This is a genomic window from Acidovorax sp. LjRoot66 (genome assembly GCF_964253305.1).
Taxonomy (GTDB): domain Bacteria; phylum Pseudomonadota; class Gammaproteobacteria; order Burkholderiales; family Burkholderiaceae_C; genus Acidovorax.
The window spans coordinates 6,517,501-6,536,336 of sequence record NZ_CAXUQU020000001.1 but is presented as its reverse complement, the minus strand read 5'-3'; the positions used below and the strand labels follow the sequence as shown (position 1 = coordinate 6,536,336).

At 65.5% G+C, this 18,836-nt stretch carries 23 protein-coding genes (1 of these 23 running past the window's edge); 20 read left to right on the top strand and 3 right to left on the bottom strand.

Annotation, left to right across the window (positions count from 1 at the left end; translation table 11 throughout):
* Positions 1-27: 27 nt before the first annotated feature.
* The 12 genes from fliG (at position 28) to fliR (ending at position 9,488) form a co-directional block, all read left to right on the top strand.
* Positions 28-1,023, top strand: coding sequence for a flagellar motor switch protein FliG (gene fliG / locus ACSQ3Y_RS30610; RefSeq protein WP_179683303.1), 996 nt, complete (start codon positions 28-30; stop codon positions 1,021-1,023).
* A complete protein-coding gene (locus tag ACSQ3Y_RS30605) occupies positions 1,010-1,735 on the top strand; it encodes a FliH/SctL family protein (protein ID WP_436179886.1) in 726 nt (241 codons plus the stop codon). The genes fliG and ACSQ3Y_RS30605 overlap by 14 nt, the downstream gene beginning before the upstream one ends.
* A gap of 31 nt (positions 1,736-1,766) precedes the next feature.
* Entirely contained in the window at positions 1,767-3,125 is a 1,359-nt protein-coding gene (gene fliI, locus ACSQ3Y_RS30600) for a flagellar protein export ATPase FliI (RefSeq protein ID WP_436180195.1), read from the top strand.
* Between the two features lie 18 nt (positions 3,126-3,143).
* Positions 3,144-3,593, top strand: coding sequence for a flagellar export protein FliJ (gene fliJ, locus ACSQ3Y_RS30595; RefSeq protein WP_436179885.1), 450 nt, complete (start codon positions 3,144-3,146; stop codon positions 3,591-3,593).
* Positions 3,594-3,609: 16 nt separating this feature from the next.
* Positions 3,610-5,007, top strand: a complete 1,398-nt coding sequence (fliK, locus tag ACSQ3Y_RS30590) for a flagellar hook-length control protein FliK (RefSeq protein WP_436179884.1) — start codon at positions 3,610-3,612, stop codon at positions 5,005-5,007.
* A 244-nt stretch (positions 5,008-5,251) separates the two neighbouring features.
* The gene (locus ACSQ3Y_RS30585) at positions 5,252-5,785 is read left to right on the top strand and encodes a flagellar basal body-associated FliL family protein (RefSeq protein ID WP_436179883.1); all 534 of its coding nucleotides are present in this window, start codon (positions 5,252-5,254) and stop codon (positions 5,783-5,785) included.
* An 18-nt stretch (positions 5,786-5,803) separates the two neighbouring features.
* On the top strand, positions 5,804-6,808 hold the full coding sequence (gene fliM, locus ACSQ3Y_RS30580; RefSeq protein ID WP_007853747.1) for a flagellar motor switch protein FliM: 1,005 nt from the start codon (positions 5,804-5,806) through the stop codon (positions 6,806-6,808).
* Positions 6,798-7,238, top strand: coding sequence for a flagellar motor switch protein FliN (gene fliN, locus ACSQ3Y_RS30575; protein WP_057204111.1), 441 nt, complete (start codon positions 6,798-6,800; stop codon positions 7,236-7,238). Before fliM ends, fliN begins: the two co-directional genes overlap by 11 nt.
* 19 nt (positions 7,239-7,257) lie before the next feature.
* Positions 7,258-7,623, top strand: coding sequence for a FliO/MopB family protein (locus ACSQ3Y_RS30570; protein ID WP_057268670.1), 366 nt, complete (start codon positions 7,258-7,260; stop codon positions 7,621-7,623).
* Positions 7,616-8,416 (top strand): flagellar type III secretion system pore protein FliP, encoded by an 801-nt coding sequence (fliP, locus tag ACSQ3Y_RS30565; RefSeq protein ID WP_436179882.1) that lies wholly within the window; start codon positions 7,616-7,618, stop codon positions 8,414-8,416. The genes ACSQ3Y_RS30570 and fliP overlap by 8 nt, the downstream gene beginning before the upstream one ends.
* A 12-nt stretch (positions 8,417-8,428) precedes the next feature.
* Positions 8,429-8,698 carry a flagellar biosynthesis protein FliQ gene (gene fliQ, locus ACSQ3Y_RS30560; RefSeq protein WP_007853732.1) on the top strand — a complete coding sequence of 90 codons (270 nt, stop codon included), beginning with the start codon at positions 8,429-8,431 and terminating at the stop codon, positions 8,696-8,698.
* Positions 8,699-8,717: 19 nt separating this feature from the next.
* The gene (gene fliR / locus ACSQ3Y_RS30555; protein WP_057204114.1) at positions 8,718-9,488 is read left to right on the top strand and encodes a flagellar biosynthetic protein FliR; all 771 of its coding nucleotides are present in this window, start codon (positions 8,718-8,720) and stop codon (positions 9,486-9,488) included.
* A gap of 127 nt (positions 9,489-9,615) precedes the next feature.
* On the opposite strand, the gene ACSQ3Y_RS30550 is transcribed toward fliR, so the two are convergent.
* A complete protein-coding gene (locus ACSQ3Y_RS30550) occupies positions 9,616-10,245 on the bottom strand; it encodes a response regulator (RefSeq protein ID WP_057204115.1) in 630 nt (209 codons plus the stop codon).
* Positions 10,242-11,228, bottom strand: a complete 987-nt coding sequence (locus tag ACSQ3Y_RS30545; RefSeq protein WP_436180194.1) for an ATP-binding protein — start codon at positions 11,226-11,228, stop codon at positions 10,242-10,244. Before ACSQ3Y_RS30545 ends, ACSQ3Y_RS30550 begins: the two co-directional genes overlap by 4 nt.
* Between ACSQ3Y_RS30545 and ACSQ3Y_RS30540 the strand changes: the two genes are divergently transcribed.
* From ACSQ3Y_RS30540 to ACSQ3Y_RS30505, 8 genes are all read left to right on the top strand, one after another.
* Complete coding sequence (locus ACSQ3Y_RS30540) at positions 11,160-11,330, top strand: hypothetical protein (RefSeq protein ID WP_436180205.1); 171 nt, start codon at positions 11,160-11,162, stop codon at positions 11,328-11,330. The genes ACSQ3Y_RS30545 and ACSQ3Y_RS30540 overlap by 69 nt on opposite strands.
* A 212-nt stretch (positions 11,331-11,542) precedes the next feature.
* Positions 11,543-11,989 (top strand): hypothetical protein, encoded by a 447-nt coding sequence (locus tag ACSQ3Y_RS30535; protein WP_057204117.1) that lies wholly within the window; start codon positions 11,543-11,545, stop codon positions 11,987-11,989.
* 49 nt (positions 11,990-12,038) lie between these two features.
* A complete protein-coding gene (locus ACSQ3Y_RS30530) occupies positions 12,039-12,401 on the top strand; it encodes a response regulator (protein ID WP_007853722.1) in 363 nt (120 codons plus the stop codon).
* A gap of 40 nt (positions 12,402-12,441) precedes the next feature.
* Positions 12,442-14,568 (top strand): chemotaxis protein CheW, encoded by a 2,127-nt coding sequence (locus ACSQ3Y_RS30525; protein ID WP_057204118.1) that lies wholly within the window; start codon positions 12,442-12,444, stop codon positions 14,566-14,568.
* 56 nt (positions 14,569-14,624) lie between these two features.
* The gene (locus ACSQ3Y_RS30520) at positions 14,625-15,113 is read left to right on the top strand and encodes a chemotaxis protein CheW (protein ID WP_057204119.1); all 489 of its coding nucleotides are present in this window, start codon (positions 14,625-14,627) and stop codon (positions 15,111-15,113) included.
* Positions 15,114-15,216: 103 nt separating this feature from the next.
* Positions 15,217-16,116, top strand: a complete 900-nt coding sequence (locus ACSQ3Y_RS30515) for a CheR family methyltransferase (RefSeq protein WP_057204151.1) — start codon at positions 15,217-15,219, stop codon at positions 16,114-16,116.
* Between the two features lie 84 nt (positions 16,117-16,200).
* On the top strand, positions 16,201-16,923 hold the full coding sequence (gene cheD, locus ACSQ3Y_RS30510) for a chemoreceptor glutamine deamidase CheD (protein WP_082604320.1): 723 nt from the start codon (positions 16,201-16,203) through the stop codon (positions 16,921-16,923).
* A 28-nt stretch (positions 16,924-16,951) separates the two neighbouring features.
* Complete coding sequence (locus ACSQ3Y_RS30505) at positions 16,952-18,055, top strand: protein-glutamate methylesterase/protein-glutamine glutaminase (protein ID WP_436179881.1); 1,104 nt, start codon at positions 16,952-16,954, stop codon at positions 18,053-18,055.
* 61 nt (positions 18,056-18,116) lie between these two features.
* On the opposite strand, the gene ACSQ3Y_RS30500 is transcribed toward ACSQ3Y_RS30505, so the two are convergent.
* Positions 18,117-18,836, bottom strand: the final stretch of a protein-coding gene (locus ACSQ3Y_RS30500; protein ID WP_057268673.1) for an ATP-binding cassette domain-containing protein. It continues 1,179 nt past the right edge of the window; the window shows 720 of its 1,899 coding nt (coding positions 1,180-1,899); the start codon falls outside the window, past its right edge; its stop codon occupies positions 18,117-18,119.

Here is an 18,836-nt window from a genome sequence, read left to right as displayed (position 1 = left end):
TCGCCGCTCAACATGCTTGGATAGCCCATGGATGAACAAGGTCTCAACGACGCCGCCATCATGCTGATGTCCCTCGGCGAGGAGGAAGCGGCCGAGGTGTTCAAGCACCTCTCGCCCAAAGAGGTTCAGAAACTGGGCGAGACCATTGCGCGCATGAAATCGGTGTCGCGCGACAAGGTGGACAGCGTCATCAACCGCTTTGCCGATGCCGCGGCGGCCCAGAGCCTGCTGGTGTCCGACACTGGCAACTATGTGCGCGCCGTGCTCAAGCGGGCCCTGGGTGACGACAAGGCCTCGCTGCTGATCGACCGTATCCTGCAGGGCGGCGACGTCTCCGGAATCGAAAGCCTCAAGTGGATGGACCCGCTGTCGGTGGCCGAGCTGCTGCGCAACGAGCACCCCCAGATCGTCGCGGCCATCCTGGTGCACCTGGACAGCGAGCAGGCCTCGGGCATCCTGATGCACCTGACCGACCGCCAGCGCAGTGAAATCCTGCTGCGCGTGGCCACGCTCGAAGGCATTCAGCCCACGGCGCTCAAGGACCTCAACGAGGTGCTGTTCAAGGTGCTGGCGGGTGGCGACAAGATCCGCAAGAGCTCGCTGGGCGGCGTCAAGGCGGCGGCCGAGATCATCAACCTGCTGGGCTCCAACATGGACAGCGTTGTGATCGAGTCCATCCGCGGCTACGACCCCGACCTCGCGCAGAAGATCATGGACAAGATGTTCGTCTTCGAAGACGTGCTCAAGCTCGACGACAAGGCCATCCAGACCGTGCTCAAGGAAGTGGCGTCCGAGACGCTCATCGTCGCACTCAAGGGTGCCGTGCCCGAGCTGCGCGAAAAATTCTTGTCGAACATGTCCTCGCGTGCGTCCGAAGCGCTACGCGAAGACCTCGAGTCGCGCGGCCCCATGCGCTTGTCCGAAGTGGAAGCGCAGCAGAAGGAAATTCTCAAGACGGTCCGGCGTCTGTCCGATGAAGGGCAAATAGTGCTTGCAGCCGGTGGTGACGATGCCTTCGTCTAGCCAACGCTCGTACTCGCGCTTCATCCCCAGCGAGGAAGTGGGGCTAGTCACGCAGTGGAAGTTCGGCGCCGTGGACGGCTCCGAACCGGTGGAGCCCGAACCAGAGGTGCTGCCCGAGCCCGAGCCCCTGCCAGACCCGGCCGAGGTAGAGGCCGCCCAGCTGGCACTGGTCCAGCAGGCCTGCGATGCGGCTTTTTCCCAAGGGCTGGCGCAGGGCCAGGCCGATACGGCGCTTGAATGGCAGCAGCGCATGGACGACTATGTGTCCGGCCAGGCGCTGGAAATGTCCCAGAGCATTGCCGGCGTGGTGCAGTCTTTGCAGGAATCCCTGGCTGCCATGCAGCAGCGCATGGCCCAGGACGTGCTGGCGCTGGCCTGCGACATTGCCCGTGAAGTCGTGCGCCGGGAGCTGTCGGTCAGCCCCGATGTGCTCGAACCCGTGGTCCGCGAGGCTGTGGGCATGCTCGTTGCAGAAGGGCGCCCCGCTCTGGTGCGTCTGAACCCTGCGGACATGGGCGCCGTGGAGCAGCCGCTGCGCGACGAGATGGGCACTGGCGTCCAGTGGGTGGCCGATGCGGCCGTGCCTGCCGGGGGCTGCCTGGTCGAGTCCGGCGGCACGGTGGTCGATGGCAGCGTGGCCAAGCGCTGGGAGCGTGCCATCGCCTCGCTGGGGCTGGAATCGCCTTGGCAGGAGAGCGGCGATGAGCGTTGATGCCCCCGCCGCCGCCGCGTGGACGCAGTTCATGGACGATGCGCGCGAGCGCGTGCGCCACCGTGCGCCGCTGGAGACGCGCGGCACCCTCACCCGGCTGACCGGCCTGGTGCTGGAGGCCGTGGGCATCCGCGTGCCCGTGGGCTCGCAGTGCATGGTGCAGATGCCGGGGCATGCGCCGGTGCTGGCCGAGGTGGTGGGCTTTTCGGCCGACCGCGCCTTTTTGATGCCCGCAGGCGACATCCACGGCCTGTCCAGTGGCGCCAGCGTGGTGCCCGCAGCGCCCTATGTGGCCAGCCCGCGGTTGGGTGAGCCTTCCCGACCATCCCCGAAGGCCGGCGTGCTCCGCCTGCCCATGGGGGACGGCCTGCTCGGGCGGGTGGTGGATCCGCAGGGCCAGCCCCTGGACCATGGCGGTCCGGTGCAGGACGTGGTCTCCGAGCCCATGGACCGCCGCCAGATCAACGCCATGGACCGCGACCCCGTGCGTCTGCCGTTGGACACCGGCGTGCGCGCCATCAATGCCCTGCTGACCGTGGGGCGTGGGCAGCGCCTGGGCCTGTTTGCCGGCTCGGGCGTGGGCAAGAGCGTGCTGCTGGGCATGATGGCCCGCTACACCCGGGCCGACGTGATCGTGGTGGGCCTTATCGGCGAGCGCGGCCGCGAGGTCAAGGAATTCGTGGAAGACATCCTGGGCGACGACGGCCGGGCGCGTTCGGTCGTGGTGGCCGCGCCGGCCGATGCCCCCCCGCTGCTGCGCATGCAGGGGGCGGCCTATGCCACCGCCGTGGCCGAGCATTTCCGTGACAAGGGCAAGCATGTGCTGCTGCTGATGGACTCGCTGACCCGCTACGCCATGGCGCAGCGCGAGATCGCGCTGGCCATCGGCGAGCCACCGGCCACCAAGGGCTACCCGCCCTCGTGCTTTGCCAAGCTGCCCGCCCTGGTCGAGCGCAGCGGCAACGGCCTGCATGGCGTGGGCTCCATCACCGCGTTCTACACCGTGCTGTCGGAGGGCGACGACCAGCAGGACCCGATCGCCGACGCTGCGCGCGCCATCCTGGACGGGCATATCGTGCTGTCGCGCTCGCTGGCCGAGTCGGGGCACTTCCCGGCCATCGACATCGAGCAATCGGCTTCGCGCGTGATGCACAACGTGGTCTCGCGCGGACATTTCGACGTGGCGCGGCGCTTTCGCGCAGTGTATTCGCGCTACCAGAAGAGCCGCGACCTGGTGCAGGTGGGGGCCTACATGAGCGGATCCGACCCCGCGCTGGACGAAGCCATCCACCTGCAGCCGCAGATGGCGGCCTTTCTGCAGCAGGACATGTTCGAAGCGTCCACCATGGACCAGAGCGTGAACGCCATGGCGGCCGTGCTCGACCAGTAAGCACAGGAAGGCCCCACCATGTCCGTCCTCAGTGCCCTCGTCGTCGCCGTGGAGATCGCCGCGCGCAAGCGCGACGAGGCGCGCCACGTGCTGCAGGAGGCACAGGCCGTGCAGCAGGCGGCCCAGGCGCAGTTGCACCAGTTGCAGGACTATGCCCGCGAGACCGAGCAGCGCTGGGGCATGCAGGCCGACACGCGCGTGCAGCCCGAGGTGATGTACCACCACTACCAGTTCATGGACCGCCTCGGGCATGCCGCGGGGCTGCAGACCAGCGTGGTGGGCGACCAGGAGGCGCGGGTCGAGAACGCACGGCGCGGCCTGATGGAGGCGGAGCAGCGCCTGGCCAGCCTGCGCAAGGTGGTCGAGCAGCGGCGGCGCGAGCTGGAGCAGGCCCAGGCCCGCATGGACCAGAAACAAACCGATGAACGTGCGGCGATGCAATACAGCCGCAGGGTTCAGGACCGATAGGGCAGGAGAATTGACCATGGAACAGGCACGCATATCCACCAGCCAGGGGACACAGTCTCCCCAGCAGACTGCGCGCACGCGCGCCCACACCCAGCAAAAGGGCGTCACGGACGATGGCGCCGGCGCCGCCGCGCAGCCAGACAGTTTTCTGGCACTGCTGGCCGCCCAGGACCCGGAGTTCGCCGAGGGGGGCGATCCGCTGGCCGCCGTTCCAGGTGTGTCGGATGCCTCCAGCACCCTGGCCGCCGTCGATCCGTCCACCCTGGTTGGTTGGCAGGCGCTGGTCGCAGGCGACAGTGCTGCCCAGCAACTCAGAGGTTCGGCAGGGCAGGGCGGTAATACGGCGGGTGCGGAGGGCATGAGCGCCGTCGGCCTGTTGGGGCAGACCGGAGTGGCGCGTGGCGCCATGGCCAATATGCTGTCAGATCCTGCAGGGGGTGCCCCGGCCCTTGCCGGGCAGCTTCTGGCGGGCCAGGGCCTGCCGGCCGCCAATGGCTTGGTGTCGCAAACTGCCGCACTGGATGGCGGTTTGCCGGATGCATCGCAGCCCGCCACGGCCACGCTGGGTTTCGGGCGCCAGTTCTCGCGCATGCACAGTGCAGCCCTGCAGCGCGGCGCCAGCGACTCGGGCCTGGGTGGGACGGGGAGTGTGGGCGCTGCATCGGCGCGCGCCGCTGGCGGCGATGCCAAGCTGGTGGCGGCCTCCACGGGCGATCTGTCGACCATGTCCACCGCAGTGGCGGCCGCCGTGCGCGAGCTCGGCACGGGCCTGCACCGTGTTTCGGATGAGAGCGGCGCCACCGGGGCGGACGCCGCCTTGCTGGCCAACCTGGATCCAACGGCTGCAGTGGCAGCCCCTGGCGCGCGCAATGCGGATGCGGGCGCCGGCAGCGAGTCGTCCCGGCATGGCGGATCGGGAGGACTGGGCGAAGGCGGGGCCGAGCCGTCCTTCTCGGTGGATGGTGCGTCGGGCACCTCGGGCTTTGAAGAGCTGGCACAGACCGGTGCCGAAGAACTGCTGGCCGAGCAGGTCACCTACTGGGCCAACCAGAAAACCCAGAGTGCGGAGGTCACCCTGAACCGCGACGGTCAGCCCCTGGCCGTGACGGTGGCCCTGTCCGGCAACGAGGCCCATGTCACCTTCCGCAGCGACCAGGAGCACACCCGCGAGATGCTCGACCAGAGCATGGCGCAGCTCAGCGAGCTGCTGCGCAGCGAGGGCCTGGTCCTGTCGGGCATGACCGTGGGCACCTCGGCAGGCCAGGGCGCCATGGCGGGCGATGCCGAGCAGCAGCGCAACCGTTCTGGCGATGGGCAGCAGGGCCAGGTGCTGGTCTCGGGCCCCACGGATGTCAGCCAGCGGCTGGCGGGGAGCGGCACGCGCAACAACAGTGCCGTAGACGTCTTCGTGTAACTCGCCTGGCAGTGCTGCCGCAGCATGCCGCACTACGGTGGCACAGCGATTGCCGGCGTTAACACGCTGTTAAGGGGTGTATTCTGGCTATTATTGGACCGGCAGCTGCGCCACAATGGGAAGCGTCTGCCGGCCCGATGCCGTTCCCGGCGAGATGCCACCATCGAATCCCACCTAAGGAACCTGTCACGTGTCTGCCAATGCTGCTGCCGCTCCGGCCAAGGAGAAGCCCAAAAGCAAGAAGATGCTGATCATCGTGGTCGCTCTGGTGCTCGTGCTGGGCATCGCGGGCGCTGCGGCCTTTTCCATCCTGGGCAAGAAAAAGCACGCCGACGACGAGGAGGGGGGCGCGGCCGCTGCGGCGCCGGCCCACGAGACGGCTAAAACACCGCCGACCTTCCTGCCCTTGGAGAACATGGTGGTCAATCTTGCCGATCCGGGCGGCGACCGGTTTGCGCAGATCGGCATCACAGTCGAGGTGGCCGACGCCAAGACGGCCGAGCAGATCAAGCTCTATCTGCCCTCCATCCGCAGCAGTGTGCTGCTGCTGGTATCCCAGCGCACATCCGGCGAGCTGCTGGTGCGCGAAGGCAAGGAAAAACTGGCCAAAGACATTTTGCGCGAAGTCTCCCGTCCACTGGGTTTCACCGTGGCGCGCGAGCGGCCCAAACCCGCGTCGGTGCCCGTCGGCGAGGACGATGAGGAGCAGCCGCCGCCGCGCAAGGCACCGAAGAATCCGGTGCAAGGCATTCTTTTCTCCAGCTTCATCATCCAGTGACGCGAGGACAATCCTGCCATGAGTGATTCATTCCTATCGCAGGAAGAGGTTGATGCCCTTCTGGAAGGCGTCACTGGCGAGAGCCAGAAGTCCGTCGAGGAAGTGGCCGAGTCGGGGTCCGTACGCAACTACGACATCTCCAGCCAGGAGCGCATCGTTCGTGGCCGCATGCCGACGATGGAAATCGTCAACGAGCGGTTTGCGCGCAACTTCCGCATCGGCCTGTTCAACTTCATCCGCCGTAGCCCCGAGATTTCGGTCGGCACCGTATCGGTGCAGCGCTACAGCGCCTTCCTGCGCGAACTCGCAGTCCCTACCAACTTCAACATCGTGGCCATCCGTCCGCTGCGTGGCAGTGGCCTGATCGTGTGCGAGCCGTCGCTGGTGTTCGGCATCATCGACACGCTGTACGGCGGGGTGGGCAAGTTCCAGACCCGCATCGAGGGGCGTGACTTCTCGCCCACCGAGCAGCGCGTGATCAACCGGCTGGTCGACGTGATCTGCGCCGAATACAAGAAGGCCTGGCAGGGCATCTACCCGCTGGAGCTCGACTACCAGCGCTCGGAAATGCAGCCGCAGTTCGCCAACATCGCAACGCCCAGCGAGATCGTGGTGTCCACCGCGTTCCAGCTGGAAATCGGCGACCTGTCGGGCGCCATCCACATCTGCATGCCCTACGCCACGCTGGAGCCCATCCGCGACGTGCTGTACTCCTCGACGCAGGGCGACTCCATCGAGGTGGACCGGCGCTGGGTGCGCGTGCTCACGCGCGAGATCCAGGCGGCCGAGGTGGTCCTGGTGGCCGAGCTGGCCAAGGCCGATGCCACGGTGGAGCAGCTGCTGGCCATGAAGCCCGGCGATTTCATCGAGCTCGACCGGGAGCCGCGCATCCGCGCGTCGATCGGCGGTGTTCCCATCTTTGAGTGCCAGTATGGGACCCACAATTCGAAATATGCCATCCGCATCGAAGAGTGCCTGCGCAACTCGGACATGAGCTGGCTGGGAGAAAAAGATGTCAACTGAAGACGACAACAAGGACGGCGCCGCCGAGGATCCGTTTGCGGGCTGGGCCGAAGCACTCGAAGAGCAAAAAAGCTCGGACGACAAGCCCGGTGATGCCGAGCAGGGCGGCCCCCTGTCCGGCGATTCGGTGCGGCCGTCTGCGTCGGTCAATGGCGATGGCACGGTCAACGACATCAACATGGTGCTGGACATCCCCGTCCAGCTGTCCGTGGAGCTGGGCCGCACTCGGGTGCCGATCAAGTACATCCTGCAACTGGCGCAGGGCTCGGTCGTCGAACTCGATGCGCTGGCCGGCGAACCCATGGACGTGCTCGTCAACGGCTACCTGATCGCCCAGGGCGAGGTGGTGGTGGTGAACGACAAGTTCGGTATCCGCCTGACCGACGTGGTGACGCCTTCGGAGCGGTTGCGGCGCGTGAGCCGTGGGTGATGGGGGCACTGCCATGGGGATGACCCAGACGCTGGTCGTCGTCGTCCTGTTCGTGGGAGCCATGGCCTGCCTGCCCTGGCTCATCAAGCGCCTGCAGCAGCGCCATGCCGCAGGTGGCCTGCCGGCCGGGGCCGCATCGCGCGTGCTGTCGGCAGTGGCCGTGGGCCCGCAGCAGCGGGTGGTCACCGTGGAGGTGGGCCCCGAGGGAGCACGCACCTGGCTGGTGCTCGGTGTCACGGCGCAGCAGGTCAGTTGCCTGCACGTGCTGGCGGCTCCATCCGCCATCCCTGCGGCACCGGCTGCATTGCCGGTGGTGGTGGCGGACAACTCCGCCTTTGCCCGCGAAATGGCGGCGGCCGAGGCGCGCAAGGAACCGCATGTTTGATTCGGCACGACCTGCATCATCGCTGCCCCGCGCCGCGTGGGTGGCGGCCCTGGCCGCGCTGGGCCTCCTGGTCTGGCAGGTGCCTGCATTGGCGCAGACGGGGGCCACTCCCGCAGCGCCGGGAACACTGCCCGTGCTGGTGGGCGCTGGCAGTGGCGGCACGAGCTATTCCGTGCCGATCCAGACGCTGCTGTTCTTCACGGCGCTGTCGTTCCTGCCCGCCATCCTGCTGCTGATGACGGGGTTCACGCGCATCGTCATCGTCCTGTCGCTGCTGCGCCAGGCCATCGGTACGCAGTCGGCACCACCCAACCAGGTGATCATCGGCCTGTCGCTGTTCCTGACCTTCTTCGTCATGGGACCGACCTTCGACCGGGTGCACAAGGATGCCTACGTGCCCTACACCACCAATGCCATCACCTTCGAGCAGGCGGTGGAGCGGGCCGAGGTGCCGATGCGCGAGTTCATGCTCAAGCAGACCCGGCAGTCGGACTTTGCGCTGTTCGCACGCCTGGCCCGACTGGCGCCCGAGGTGACCGCAGAGACCGCGCCGTTTCGCGTGCTGGTGCCGGCATTCGTGACCAGCGAGCTCAAGTCGGCGTTCCAGATCGGCTTCATGATCTTCATCCCCTTCCTGGTGATCGACATGGTGGTCTCCAGCATCCTCATGTCCCTGGGCATGATGATGCTGTCACCGGTGCTGGTGGCGCTGCCGTTCAAGCTCATGCTGTTCGTGTTGGCCGATGGCTGGAACCTGCTGATCGGCTCGCTCGCCGCCAGTTTCGTCACGTAGAGGACCGACCCCATGACTTCACAGATGGTACTGACCATGGGGCGCGACGCCCTCACGCTGCTGCTGATGATCGCCATGCCCGTGCTGGGGGTGGTGATGGCGGTGGGCCTGGTGGTGAGCATCTTCCAGGCGGTCACGCAGATCCACGAAGCCACCCTGGCCTTCGTGCCCAAGCTGATTGCTGCGATGGTGGTGTTCGCGATCGCGGGGCCCTGGATGATCAGCACCCTGGTTGACTACATCCGCCGGACCATCGAGTCGATTCCCTCGGTCGTCGGCTAGCGCACGGCCCCGTGTTCCCGTGATCACGTTCACCGAGGCCCAACTGGTGGCCTGGATCTCGCCCATCCTGTGGCCGTTCATCCGGGTGCTGGCCATGTTTTCCGTGGCGCCGGTGTTCTCCATGCGCACCATTCCCATGCGGGTGAAGATCGGCCTGGCCTTCTTCGTGGCCCTGTGCGCGCAGGGCGTGCTGGTGAACCAGCCGGTGATCGACATCAATGGCCGAGAGGCGCTGGGCGCCGTGGTCCAGCAGGTGGCCGTGGGCCTGGCCATCGGCTTTTCGGTGCGGCTGGTGTTTGCCTCGGTGGAGCTGGCCGGTGAAATGATCGGCTTGCAGATGGGCCTGAACTTCGCCTCCTTCTTCGACCCCGCCAGCAACGGCCAGGTGAGCGCCGTGGCGCGCTTCTTCGGGCACATGGCCACGCTGCTGTTCATTGTCATCAACGGCCACCTGATGGTCATCATGGCCGTGGTCAAGAGCTTCGACCGCTTTCCCGTGGACGGCAACTTTCTGCAGGCCATCGGGCAGATGCGGTTGTACGAGCTGGGCTCCTCCCTGTTTTCCAGCGCGTTGTGGATCGCCCTGCCCATGATCGCGCTGCTGCTGTTCGTCAACCTGGCCATGGGCATCATCTCGCGCGTGGCGCCGCAGATGAACATCTACGCGGTCGGCTTTCCGGTCACGCTCACCGTGGGCTTGCTGGGCATCACGGCCACCCTGCCCATGCTGGAGCAGCCCATCCTCACGCTGATGCAGCAATCCATCGACCTGTTCTCCAGCCAGCGGTAGCGGCCGCTGCTAAGAGGCTCCGCCGGTAACGCAGGCAAGGCACAAGCCAGTGCCACCGTGGAACTGGCTTTGCCAGGCCAGGGGTGGCGTTCCCCTTCAGGGGGATGGCGCGAAGCGACTCAGGGGGTCATACCAACTCATTGCGGATGGCGTAGACGGTGAGCTCGGCATTGTTGGAGAGCTTGAGCTTTTCGAGCACGCGTGAGCGGTACACGCTCACCGTCTTGGGGCTGAGCATCAGCTCTTCGGCAATGTCGGCCAGCCGGCGGCCCGAGGCGATCTTGATCAAGGTCTGCAGTTCGCGCTCGGACAGCGTGGCATGCGGGCTTTCCAGCACCGGCTGGGCCAGGCTCTCGGCCAGCATCTGGGCCACCTCGGCCGTCAGGTACTTGCGGCCCTGCATCACCACCCGCACCGCGTTGATCAATTCCGCCGGGTCGGAGGCCTTGTTGGCATAGCCCTGGGCGCCAGCCTTCAGGCAGCGCAGCGCGTACTGGTCCTCGGGGTACATCGATACCACCAGCACCTTGATGGTCGAATGCGTTTCGCGCAGGGTGGCCAGCACCTCCAGGCCGCCGCGCCCGGGCATGTTCAGGTCGAGCAGCAGCACGTCGCAGGGGGCGCTGCGCAGCACCTCGCGCAATTCGGCGTAGCCGCCGGCCTCCCCGGTCACCTTGATGTCGGTGGCCTCGGTGAGGGTATCGCGGATGCCGCGCCTGAGCACGGCATGGTCATCGCACAAAACGACGTTGATCACCAGACATCTCCTGTGATGGGGGGCTGGTCCGAGGTGGCCAGCGGTATCGACAGTGTGAGGCAAGTCCCTTTGCCCGGCTGCGTGCTGACATCGAGCCAGCCGCCCACGGTGCGCGCCCGCTCGTGCAGGCCCTTGATCCCAAAGGCCTTGGGCTTGTCGGCCAGCCGGGCCACGTCAAAGCCGCAGCCGTCGTCGGCGATCTCCACGGTCAGCACCCCTTCATGGTCGGACAGGTCGATATGCACCTTGCCGGCCTGGGCGTATTTGGCGATGTTGGTCAGCGCCTCCTGCGCCGTGCGGTAGGCCACCAGCTGGATATCGCTGGGCACATCGATCGCCTCGCCACTGGCCACCACCTGCGTGCGCACCGCGCTGCGGCGCTCAAAGCCCGCCGCCAGCCACTGGATGGCGGCCACCAGCCCCTGCTCCAGGATGGGTGGCCGCAGGTTCATCATGATGCGCTGGCTGGCGCCGATGGCGTGTTGCAACATGTCCGACGCGCTGGCAAGGTGGTCCTGTGTCCCCGGGTCCTGCGCATGCCGGCCGATCCAGGCGAGGTCTACCCGCACGGCGGTCAGCGAACCGCCGATATCGTCATGGATCTCGCGCGCGATGGAGGCGCGCTCCTGTTCGATGGAGGTCTGCAGGTGCTCGGTGAGCTCCGCCAGGCGCTGCTGGGAGGCCGCCAGCTCGGTCACGGCAAGTTCGCGGTCCTGGCGGGCCTGGTGCACCTCGATGGCCCGCGTGACCACGTGCGGCAGGCGGGAAATATCGTCCTTGAGCAGGTAATCCGAGAAGCCCAGGCGCATGGCGTCCACCGCCGCCGCCTCGCCAATCGCCCCTGACAGCAACACAAATGGCACAGGTGTTGCTAATTTAGCCACATGCTCCCATGCATCGAGCGCAGTGAATCCTTGCAGTCTGTAGTCTGCAAGGATCAAATCAAAGGGTTGGTTGCTGGTGAGATCACAGAAATCCTGCAGGGTGTCTACCTGCTGGACGTTGCAATGCAGCTTGGCACGCTGCAAAGTGAGCTTGGCCAGAACATGGTCTGCCAGAGAATCCTCCAGGTGCAGGAGGCGTAAGGGCTGGCCTGCTACTGTCATGACCATATGAGCGCTATCATAGGATACAAATTGGAACAAACAAGGGTGTTTGTCCCGGTGGAGTGGGTGAGAAGGCTATCGTCCAATAGAACGCAATGTCGGGGTTTTTGCAAGGGTTGGCGGGGTCTGCCAGCGCGGGCCGCCAGTTGGGGGCTTGAGGACCCTGGTCTGCTTGTTGCTATGGAGAAACAATGCAATCTACGCTATCAACGTCAACTGGGCCGGCAGTTCAGGTTCCGGTCATGGTGGCAGCAGAACTGCAGGATTCGCTGCTGGTCGTCATGCACGACCTGCACCGCCTGGAAGGCTTGTTGAACCATGCCACGGACAATCTGCTGGAGCGCTTTGGCGAGGCCAATGCCGTGCTGAACGATGCCTTCGTCGCGGATTCGCCCGAGTTGGCGGCCGCCCGTACGGCCTTGCGCAGTGCCGTCACCGAGCTGCAGTTCCAGGACATGGCTTCGCAGCTCATCTGGCATACCACCAAGGTCCTGCAGGGCTGCGCGTTCCGGCTGGCGTCCGAGGCCATGGGGCACGATGAGGGCGAGGAGGCGGCGCCGTTTGCCGAAATGGCGCCGGATCGGCCCAATCCCGTCACGCAAAGCGAGATGGATGCCGGGTCTATTGATCTATTCTGAAGTCGGCATCGCTGGTTCACCTATATATTCAAGTCAGTTGGAGTCCTAAATGCAATCGATACTTGCCGTAGATGATTCACCATCCATGCGAAAAATGGTGTCTTTCACCCTCACAGGTGCCGGATACCACGTGGTGGAGGCGGTGGATGGGCAAGATGCCCTGGAAAAGGCCGAGAGCCACGACATCCACCTGGTGCTGGCCGACCAGAACATGCCCCGGCTCGATGGCATAGGCCTCACGCGCAAGCTGCGCGAGCACCCCAAATTCAAGACCATCCCCATCCTGATCCTGACCACGGAATCGAGTGACCAGATGAAGCAGGCGGGGCGGTCGGCCGGTGCCACCGGTTGGCTGGTCAAGCCGTTCGATCCCAACCGCTTGATCGAAGTCATCCAGAAGGTGATCCGTTGAAACGGATGCACGGGCGCCACCACGTATAAAGGAGCCGACTATGGCTGAAAGCTATCAAGAGGGATCAGGGGCCGGCGGTGCTGACTTTGACCTGAGCCAGTTCTACCAGATCTTTTTTGAAGAGGCTGGCGAGAACCTGGACCAGATGGAGCAGATGCTGCTGGACCTGGACCTGAGCGCTGCCAACGACGAAGAGCTCAATGGCATCTTCCGCTGCGCGCATTCGATCAAGGGTGGGGCCGCCACGTTCGGCTTCTCCGATGTGGCCGAGCTGACGCACCAGATGGAGTCCCTGCTCGACCGGCTGCGCCGCCACGAGCTGCAGCCCATTCCACCCATGGTCGATGTGCTGCTGGAATCCGCCGATGCCTCGCGCAGCCTGCTGGCACGCCACCAGGCAGGCGGGCAGGGCGAGGCCGTGTCCACCACCTCCCTGGTCAAGCGCATCAGCGAACTGGCGGCAGGCGTGGTCCCGGACGGCGCTCCTGCCGCGGCCCCAGCGCCCGCCCCGGCACCGGTGGCCGCCGCTCCTGCGCCTGCCATCAAGGCGCACGTGCCCGGGCAATTGCGCAAGCTGCAGATCCACATCGGGCCGCTGGAAAAGACCGAGCAGGCCGACACCATCAAGGAACTGTTCCGCGACATTCCGGGCCTGGGCTCCATCAGCGATCTGCCCAGCGTGCAGGCGGGCGTGCGCGTGTTCGCGGTGGAAACCACCTCGTCCACCGATGACCTGCTGGACCTGTTCGCCTTCCATGTGTCCAAAGAGCAGGTGCGCTTCAGCGACGGGGACGAAGAACCCGCTGCAGCCGCCGAAGTCGATCCCGACCACGCGGTGCACGAGATCGAGCCCCCTTCGGGTGGCGCCGACGTGTCCTACGGCTTTTTCTCGGACGCGCCTGGCGCCCCGAGCACAGTGCCAGCCAACGGTGCGGCCGCCAAGCCCTTGGCGTCCAAGGTCGTGGCCGCTGCCGAGCCCAAGGCTGCAGCCCAGGCGCAGATGGAATCCACGACCATCCGCGTGGCCGTGAACAAGGTCGACCAGCTCATCAACCTGGTGGGCGAGCTGGTGATCACCCAGGCCATGCTGGCGCAGAACAGCCGCGGGCTGGACGCCGGCGCCTACCAGCAACTGCTGGCCGGCCTAGCCGACCTGGACCGCAACACCCGAGACCTGCAGGAATCGGTGATGTCGATCCGGATGATCCCCATGTCCATCGTCTTCAGCCGCTTCCCGCGCATGCTGCGCGACCTGGCCAACAAGCTGGGCAAGAAGGTCGAGCTGGTCACCCTGGGCGAAGCCACCGAACTGGACAAGGGCCTGGTCGAGAAGATCACCGACCCGCTCACCCACCTGGTGCGCAACAGCTGCGACCACGGTATCGAGATGCCGGCAGAGCGCCTGGCCAAGGGCAAGCCCGAGCTGGGCACCATCACCCTGTCGGCGTCGCACCAGGGGGGCTCCATCGTCATCGAGGTGCGCGACGACGGCCGCGGCCTGTCGCGCGAGAAGATCCTGCGCAAGGCGCAGGAGCGGGGCCTGGATGTGTCCGACCAGATGAGCGATGCCGACGTGTGGCAACTGATCTTCGCGCCTGGTTTCTCCACCGCCGATGAGGTCACCGACGTGTCGGGCCGTGGCGTGGGCATGGACGTGGTCAAGCGCAACATTGCCGCCCTGAACGGCTCGGTCGAGGTGGACTCCGCCGAAGGCTATGGCATGAAGGTGTCGGTGCGCCTGCCGCTCACGCTGGCCATCATGGACGGCATGTCGGTGGGCGTGGGCGAAGAGGTCTACATCCTGCCGCTGTCCTCGGTGGTGGAGTCCTTCCAGGTCAACTCCGACGACGTCAGCACCGTGGCCCAGGGCTCGCAATTGGTCAAGGTGCGCGACGAGTACATGCCGGTGATTGCACTGGAAAAGATCTTCCAGGTGCCGCGCTTCGACCTGAACAAGTCGAGCAACATCATGGTGGTGGTGGAGGCCGACGGCAGCCGTGTGGCGCTGCTGGTCGACGAGCTCCTGGGCCAGCACCAGGTGGTGGTGAAGAACCTGGAGACCAACTACCGCAAGGTGCCCAATGTCTCGGGCGCCACCATCCTCGGTGACGGCACGGTGGCACTGATTCTGGACACGGGTGGCCTGGTGCGCCGGGCCCGCCACTGATTCGGGTGCGATGTGTTCATGGAATGCACCAGCACTGCTAACAAGGAGAACGCACCATGAGTGTGATGGGTAAAACTGCCGACAACGCGCCGACCGGTGCGCGCGAGTATCTGACGTTCCGATTGGACCAGGAAGAGTACGGCATCGACATCCTGAAGGTCCAGGAAATCAGGGGCTACGAGCCGCCGACGCGCATTGCCAACGCCCCCGAATTCATCAAGGGCGTGGTAAACCTGCGCGGCACCATCGTCCCCATCGTGGACATGCGCCTGAAGTTCAACTGCGCGCAGGCGGACTACAACAGCTTCACGGTGGTCATCATCCTGAACCTGCGCAACCGCGTGGTCGGCATCGTGGTGGACTCGGTCAGCGACGTGATGGAGCTCACGCCCGAGAGCATCCGCGTGGCGCCCGACATCGAGAGCGCCATCGACAACAGCTGCATTCTGGGGCTGGGGTCGGTGGGTGAGCGCATGCTGATCCTGCTCGACATCGAAAAGCTGATGTCGAGTGTGGACATGGGATTGGTGACGACGGCGGAGTAACGAACGCCATAGTCGGTCAGGTGGGTGGCCGCAAGCCAAACTGCAGGCAAGGGTCTGCAGGCCTTTTGGAGCGAAATGGACTTCCGAGCGGATGATCAAAATGATGCCCCAGACCACCAGTATTTCCTCGGCCGGCGCGCGTGCTGCCGCCGCAGCCGCTGCCAGTGCCCCGGCACCGTCGGGCCCGCTGGCGCAGGGGCGTGAGTTCGTATGGACCAACGCCGACTTTGCCCGGGTGCAGGCGCTGATCTACCAGCGCGCCGGCATCAGCCTGCACGACGGCAAGCATGCCATGGTCTACAGCCGGCTCTCGCGCCGGCTGCGCGATACGGGGCACAACAGCTTCCATGAATACCTGGGCTGGCTGGAAACGCACGATGGCCCCGAGTGGCAGGAGTTCGTGAACGCGCTCACCACCAACCTCACGGCGTTCTTTCGCGAGCAGCACCACTTCGAGATCTTCGCAACGCTGCTGCGCAGCAAGCCGGCCAACACCGCCTGGAAGGTGTGGTGCAACGCGGCCTCCACCGGCGAAGAACCGTACTCCATCGTCATGACGGCCTTCGAGTCGCTGGGGGCCAACGCCTCCTTCAAGCTCACGGCCAGTGACATCGACTCGAAGGTGCTGGCCACCGCCGGCCAGGGGGTGTATCGGCTCGACAACCTCAAGGGCCTGGGCCCGGAGCGGCTGCAAAAGTTCTTTCTCAAGGGCAAGGGCGGCAATGATGGCATGGTGCGGGTCAAGCCCGAATTGCGCCGTGCCATCGACTTCATGAGCGTGAACCTCATCCGCGACGATTGGCCCTTCAAGGAGCCTTTTGACGTGGTGTTCTGCCGCAACGTGATGATTTATTTTGATGCGCCCACGCAGCGCAAGGTGCTGGAGCGCATTCACCGCGTGCTCAAACCCGGTGGCATGCTGTTTGTGGGCCATGCTGAAAATTTCAGCGAGTCCCGTGATCTCTTCACCCTGCGCGGCAAGACGGTCTATGAACGCCGCTGACCCGCCCCTCTGTTCGCCCGTAGGAACATGTTCCAAGCAGCTCCCATGACCCACAACCAATCCGGCCCTGCGCCAAACACGTTCATGCCTGGTGCTGCCCCTGCGACGCCGGGAGCGTCGGAGCGCCGGCGCGCTCCGCGCATCGCACCGCTGAGTGCAGACATCTACTCGTCCAGCTCGGCGCCGCGCGAATCCTCGCTCAATGAGCTCAAGGCCCGGGCCAGAAAGCCGGGCGAGGCATCCTTCTTCTATCTGGACCACCACTTCCAGCACAACGCTGTGAAGGTGCTGCCCGGCGAGTATTTCGTGGCCGACGAAAGCATGGTCATCATGACGGTGCTGGGCTCGTGCATCGCCGCCTGCCTGTGGGACAGCCGTGCGCACATCGGGGGCATGAACCATTTCATGCTGCCCGACGGCGACCTGGCAGATGCCTCGGGGCGCTATGGTTCGTACGCGATGGAGTTGCTCATCAACGAGATGCTCAAGCTCGGTGCCCGGCGCGAAACCATGCAGGCCAAGATCTTTGGCGGTGCGCAGGTGATGCACAATTTCACCACCATGAATGTGGGCGAACGCAACACCACCTTCGTGCTGAACTACCTGCACACGGAGCGCATCCCCATCGTCTCGGAAGACGTGCTGGACATCTATCCCCGCAAGGTGGTGTTCTTCCCGGTGACGGGCAAGGCCATGGTCAAGCGCCTGGCGCACGCCCATCCCGAGACCCTGGTGGAGCAGGAAAGGCGCGGGAATGCTGCGACCGTGGCAAAGACCACCTCGGGTGGCTCCGTGGATCTGTTTTGATTGAAGACGAAGAAAGCCTGAGAGAACAATGAGCAGGAAAATCCGGGTGATCGTGGTGGACGATTCGGCGCTGGTGCGCAGTCTGCTGTCGGAGATCATCAACCGGCAACGGGACATGGAGTGCATTGGCACGGCCAACGACCCCTTGGTGGCGCGCGAGATGATCCGGGAAATGAACCCGGACGTGATCACCCTGGACGTCGAAATGCCGCGCATGGATGGCATCGACTTCCTGGGCCGGCTGATGCGCCTGCGGCCCATGCCGGTGGTGATGATCTCCACGCTGACCGAGCGCGGGGCCGAGGTGACCATGAAGGCGCTGGAGCTCGGTGCCATCGATTTCGTGGCCAAGCCCCGGGTGGGCCTGGCCAGCGGCCTCAACGACCTGGCGACCCAGATCGTGGACAAGATCCGCGTGGCGGCCGTGGCCCAGGTGCGCCGGGCCGCGCCCCGCGAAGCATCGGCTGCGCATTCCGCATCCGGCGCGGGCACGGCGGCCCCAACGGCACCCACCACCTTGCTGGGACGGCTGTCCACCGAGAAGCTGATCTGCATCGGCGCCTCGACCGGGGGCACGGAAGCCATCAAGGAGGTGCTGGTGCACATGCCGGCCGATTCGCCAGGCATCGTGATCACCCAGCACATGCCTCCGGGCTTCACCACCAGCTTTGCGGCACGGCTCAACGGCCTGTGCCAGATCACGGTCAAGGAGGCTTCCAATGGCGAGCGCATCCTGCCAGGCCATGCCTACATCGCTCCCGGGGGCACGCAATTCCATGTGGCGCGCAGCGGTGCGAACTATGTGGCCGTGGTCGACGATGGCCCGCCGGTGAATCGGCACAAGCCCTCGGTGGAGGTGCTGTTCAAGTCGGCCGCCGCCGTGGTCGGACGCAATGCCTTCGGCATCATGCTCACCGGCATGGGCAACGATGGTGCGGCTGCCATGCGCGAGATGAAGGACGCAGGCAGCTACAACTACGTGCAGGACGAAGCCACCTGCATCGTCTTCGGCATGCCGCGCGAGGCCATCGCCCACGGCGCGGCCGATGAAGTGCTGCCGCTCGGCCAGATTGCCCCGGCCCTGGTGGCGCGCTTGCGTGGAGCGACCGACCGGCTCCATCACCGCATCTGACCTGGGCGCGGCCTTCGCGCCGATCAGTGGGGGCGCGCCCCCACCGATTCCTTCTGGTCGGTCAGGCCGACAGCGCCGTCCAGCGCTCCAGCGCTGCCATCAGTTCCTCGTCGATCTCGCTGGCGCGTGCCGTGAGCTTGGCCGCCTTGGCACCGTCGGTGGCGTAAACGCTGCCATCGGCCAGCACGGCCTGTACCTCGGCCTGCTCCTTTTCCAGGGCGCCGATGCGATCGGGCAGGGCATCCAGCTCGCGCTGTTCCTTGTACGACAGTTTCTTGCGCGAGGTCTGCTCGGTCTTGGAGGGGGCCGCTGCAGGGGCTGCGTCTTTGGCAGCCGACGGCTTGGTGCCTGCCGCCGGGGCAGCGGCCGCGGCGGCCGCACGGCTGCGGCGCGATTGCAGCAGCCAATCCTGCACGCCACCCTCGTACTCGCGCCACAGGCCATTGCCTTCAGACGCAATGGTGCTGGTCACCACGTTGTCGAGGAAGGTGCGGTCATGGCTCACCAGGAACACCGTGCCATCGTAGTTTTCGAGCAATTCTTCCAGCAGGTCCAGCGTGTCGATGTCCAGGTCGTTGGTAGGCTCGTCGAGCACCAGCACATTGGCCGGGCGTGCGAACAGGCGCGCCAGCAACAGGCGGTTGCGCTCGCCACCCGACAGCGAACGCACAGGGGAGTGGGCACGGGCCGGAGAGAACAGGAAGTCGCTCAGGTAGCTCTTGACGTGCTTGCGCTGGTTGCCGATCTCGATCCATTCGCTGCCGGGGCTGATGAAGTCCTC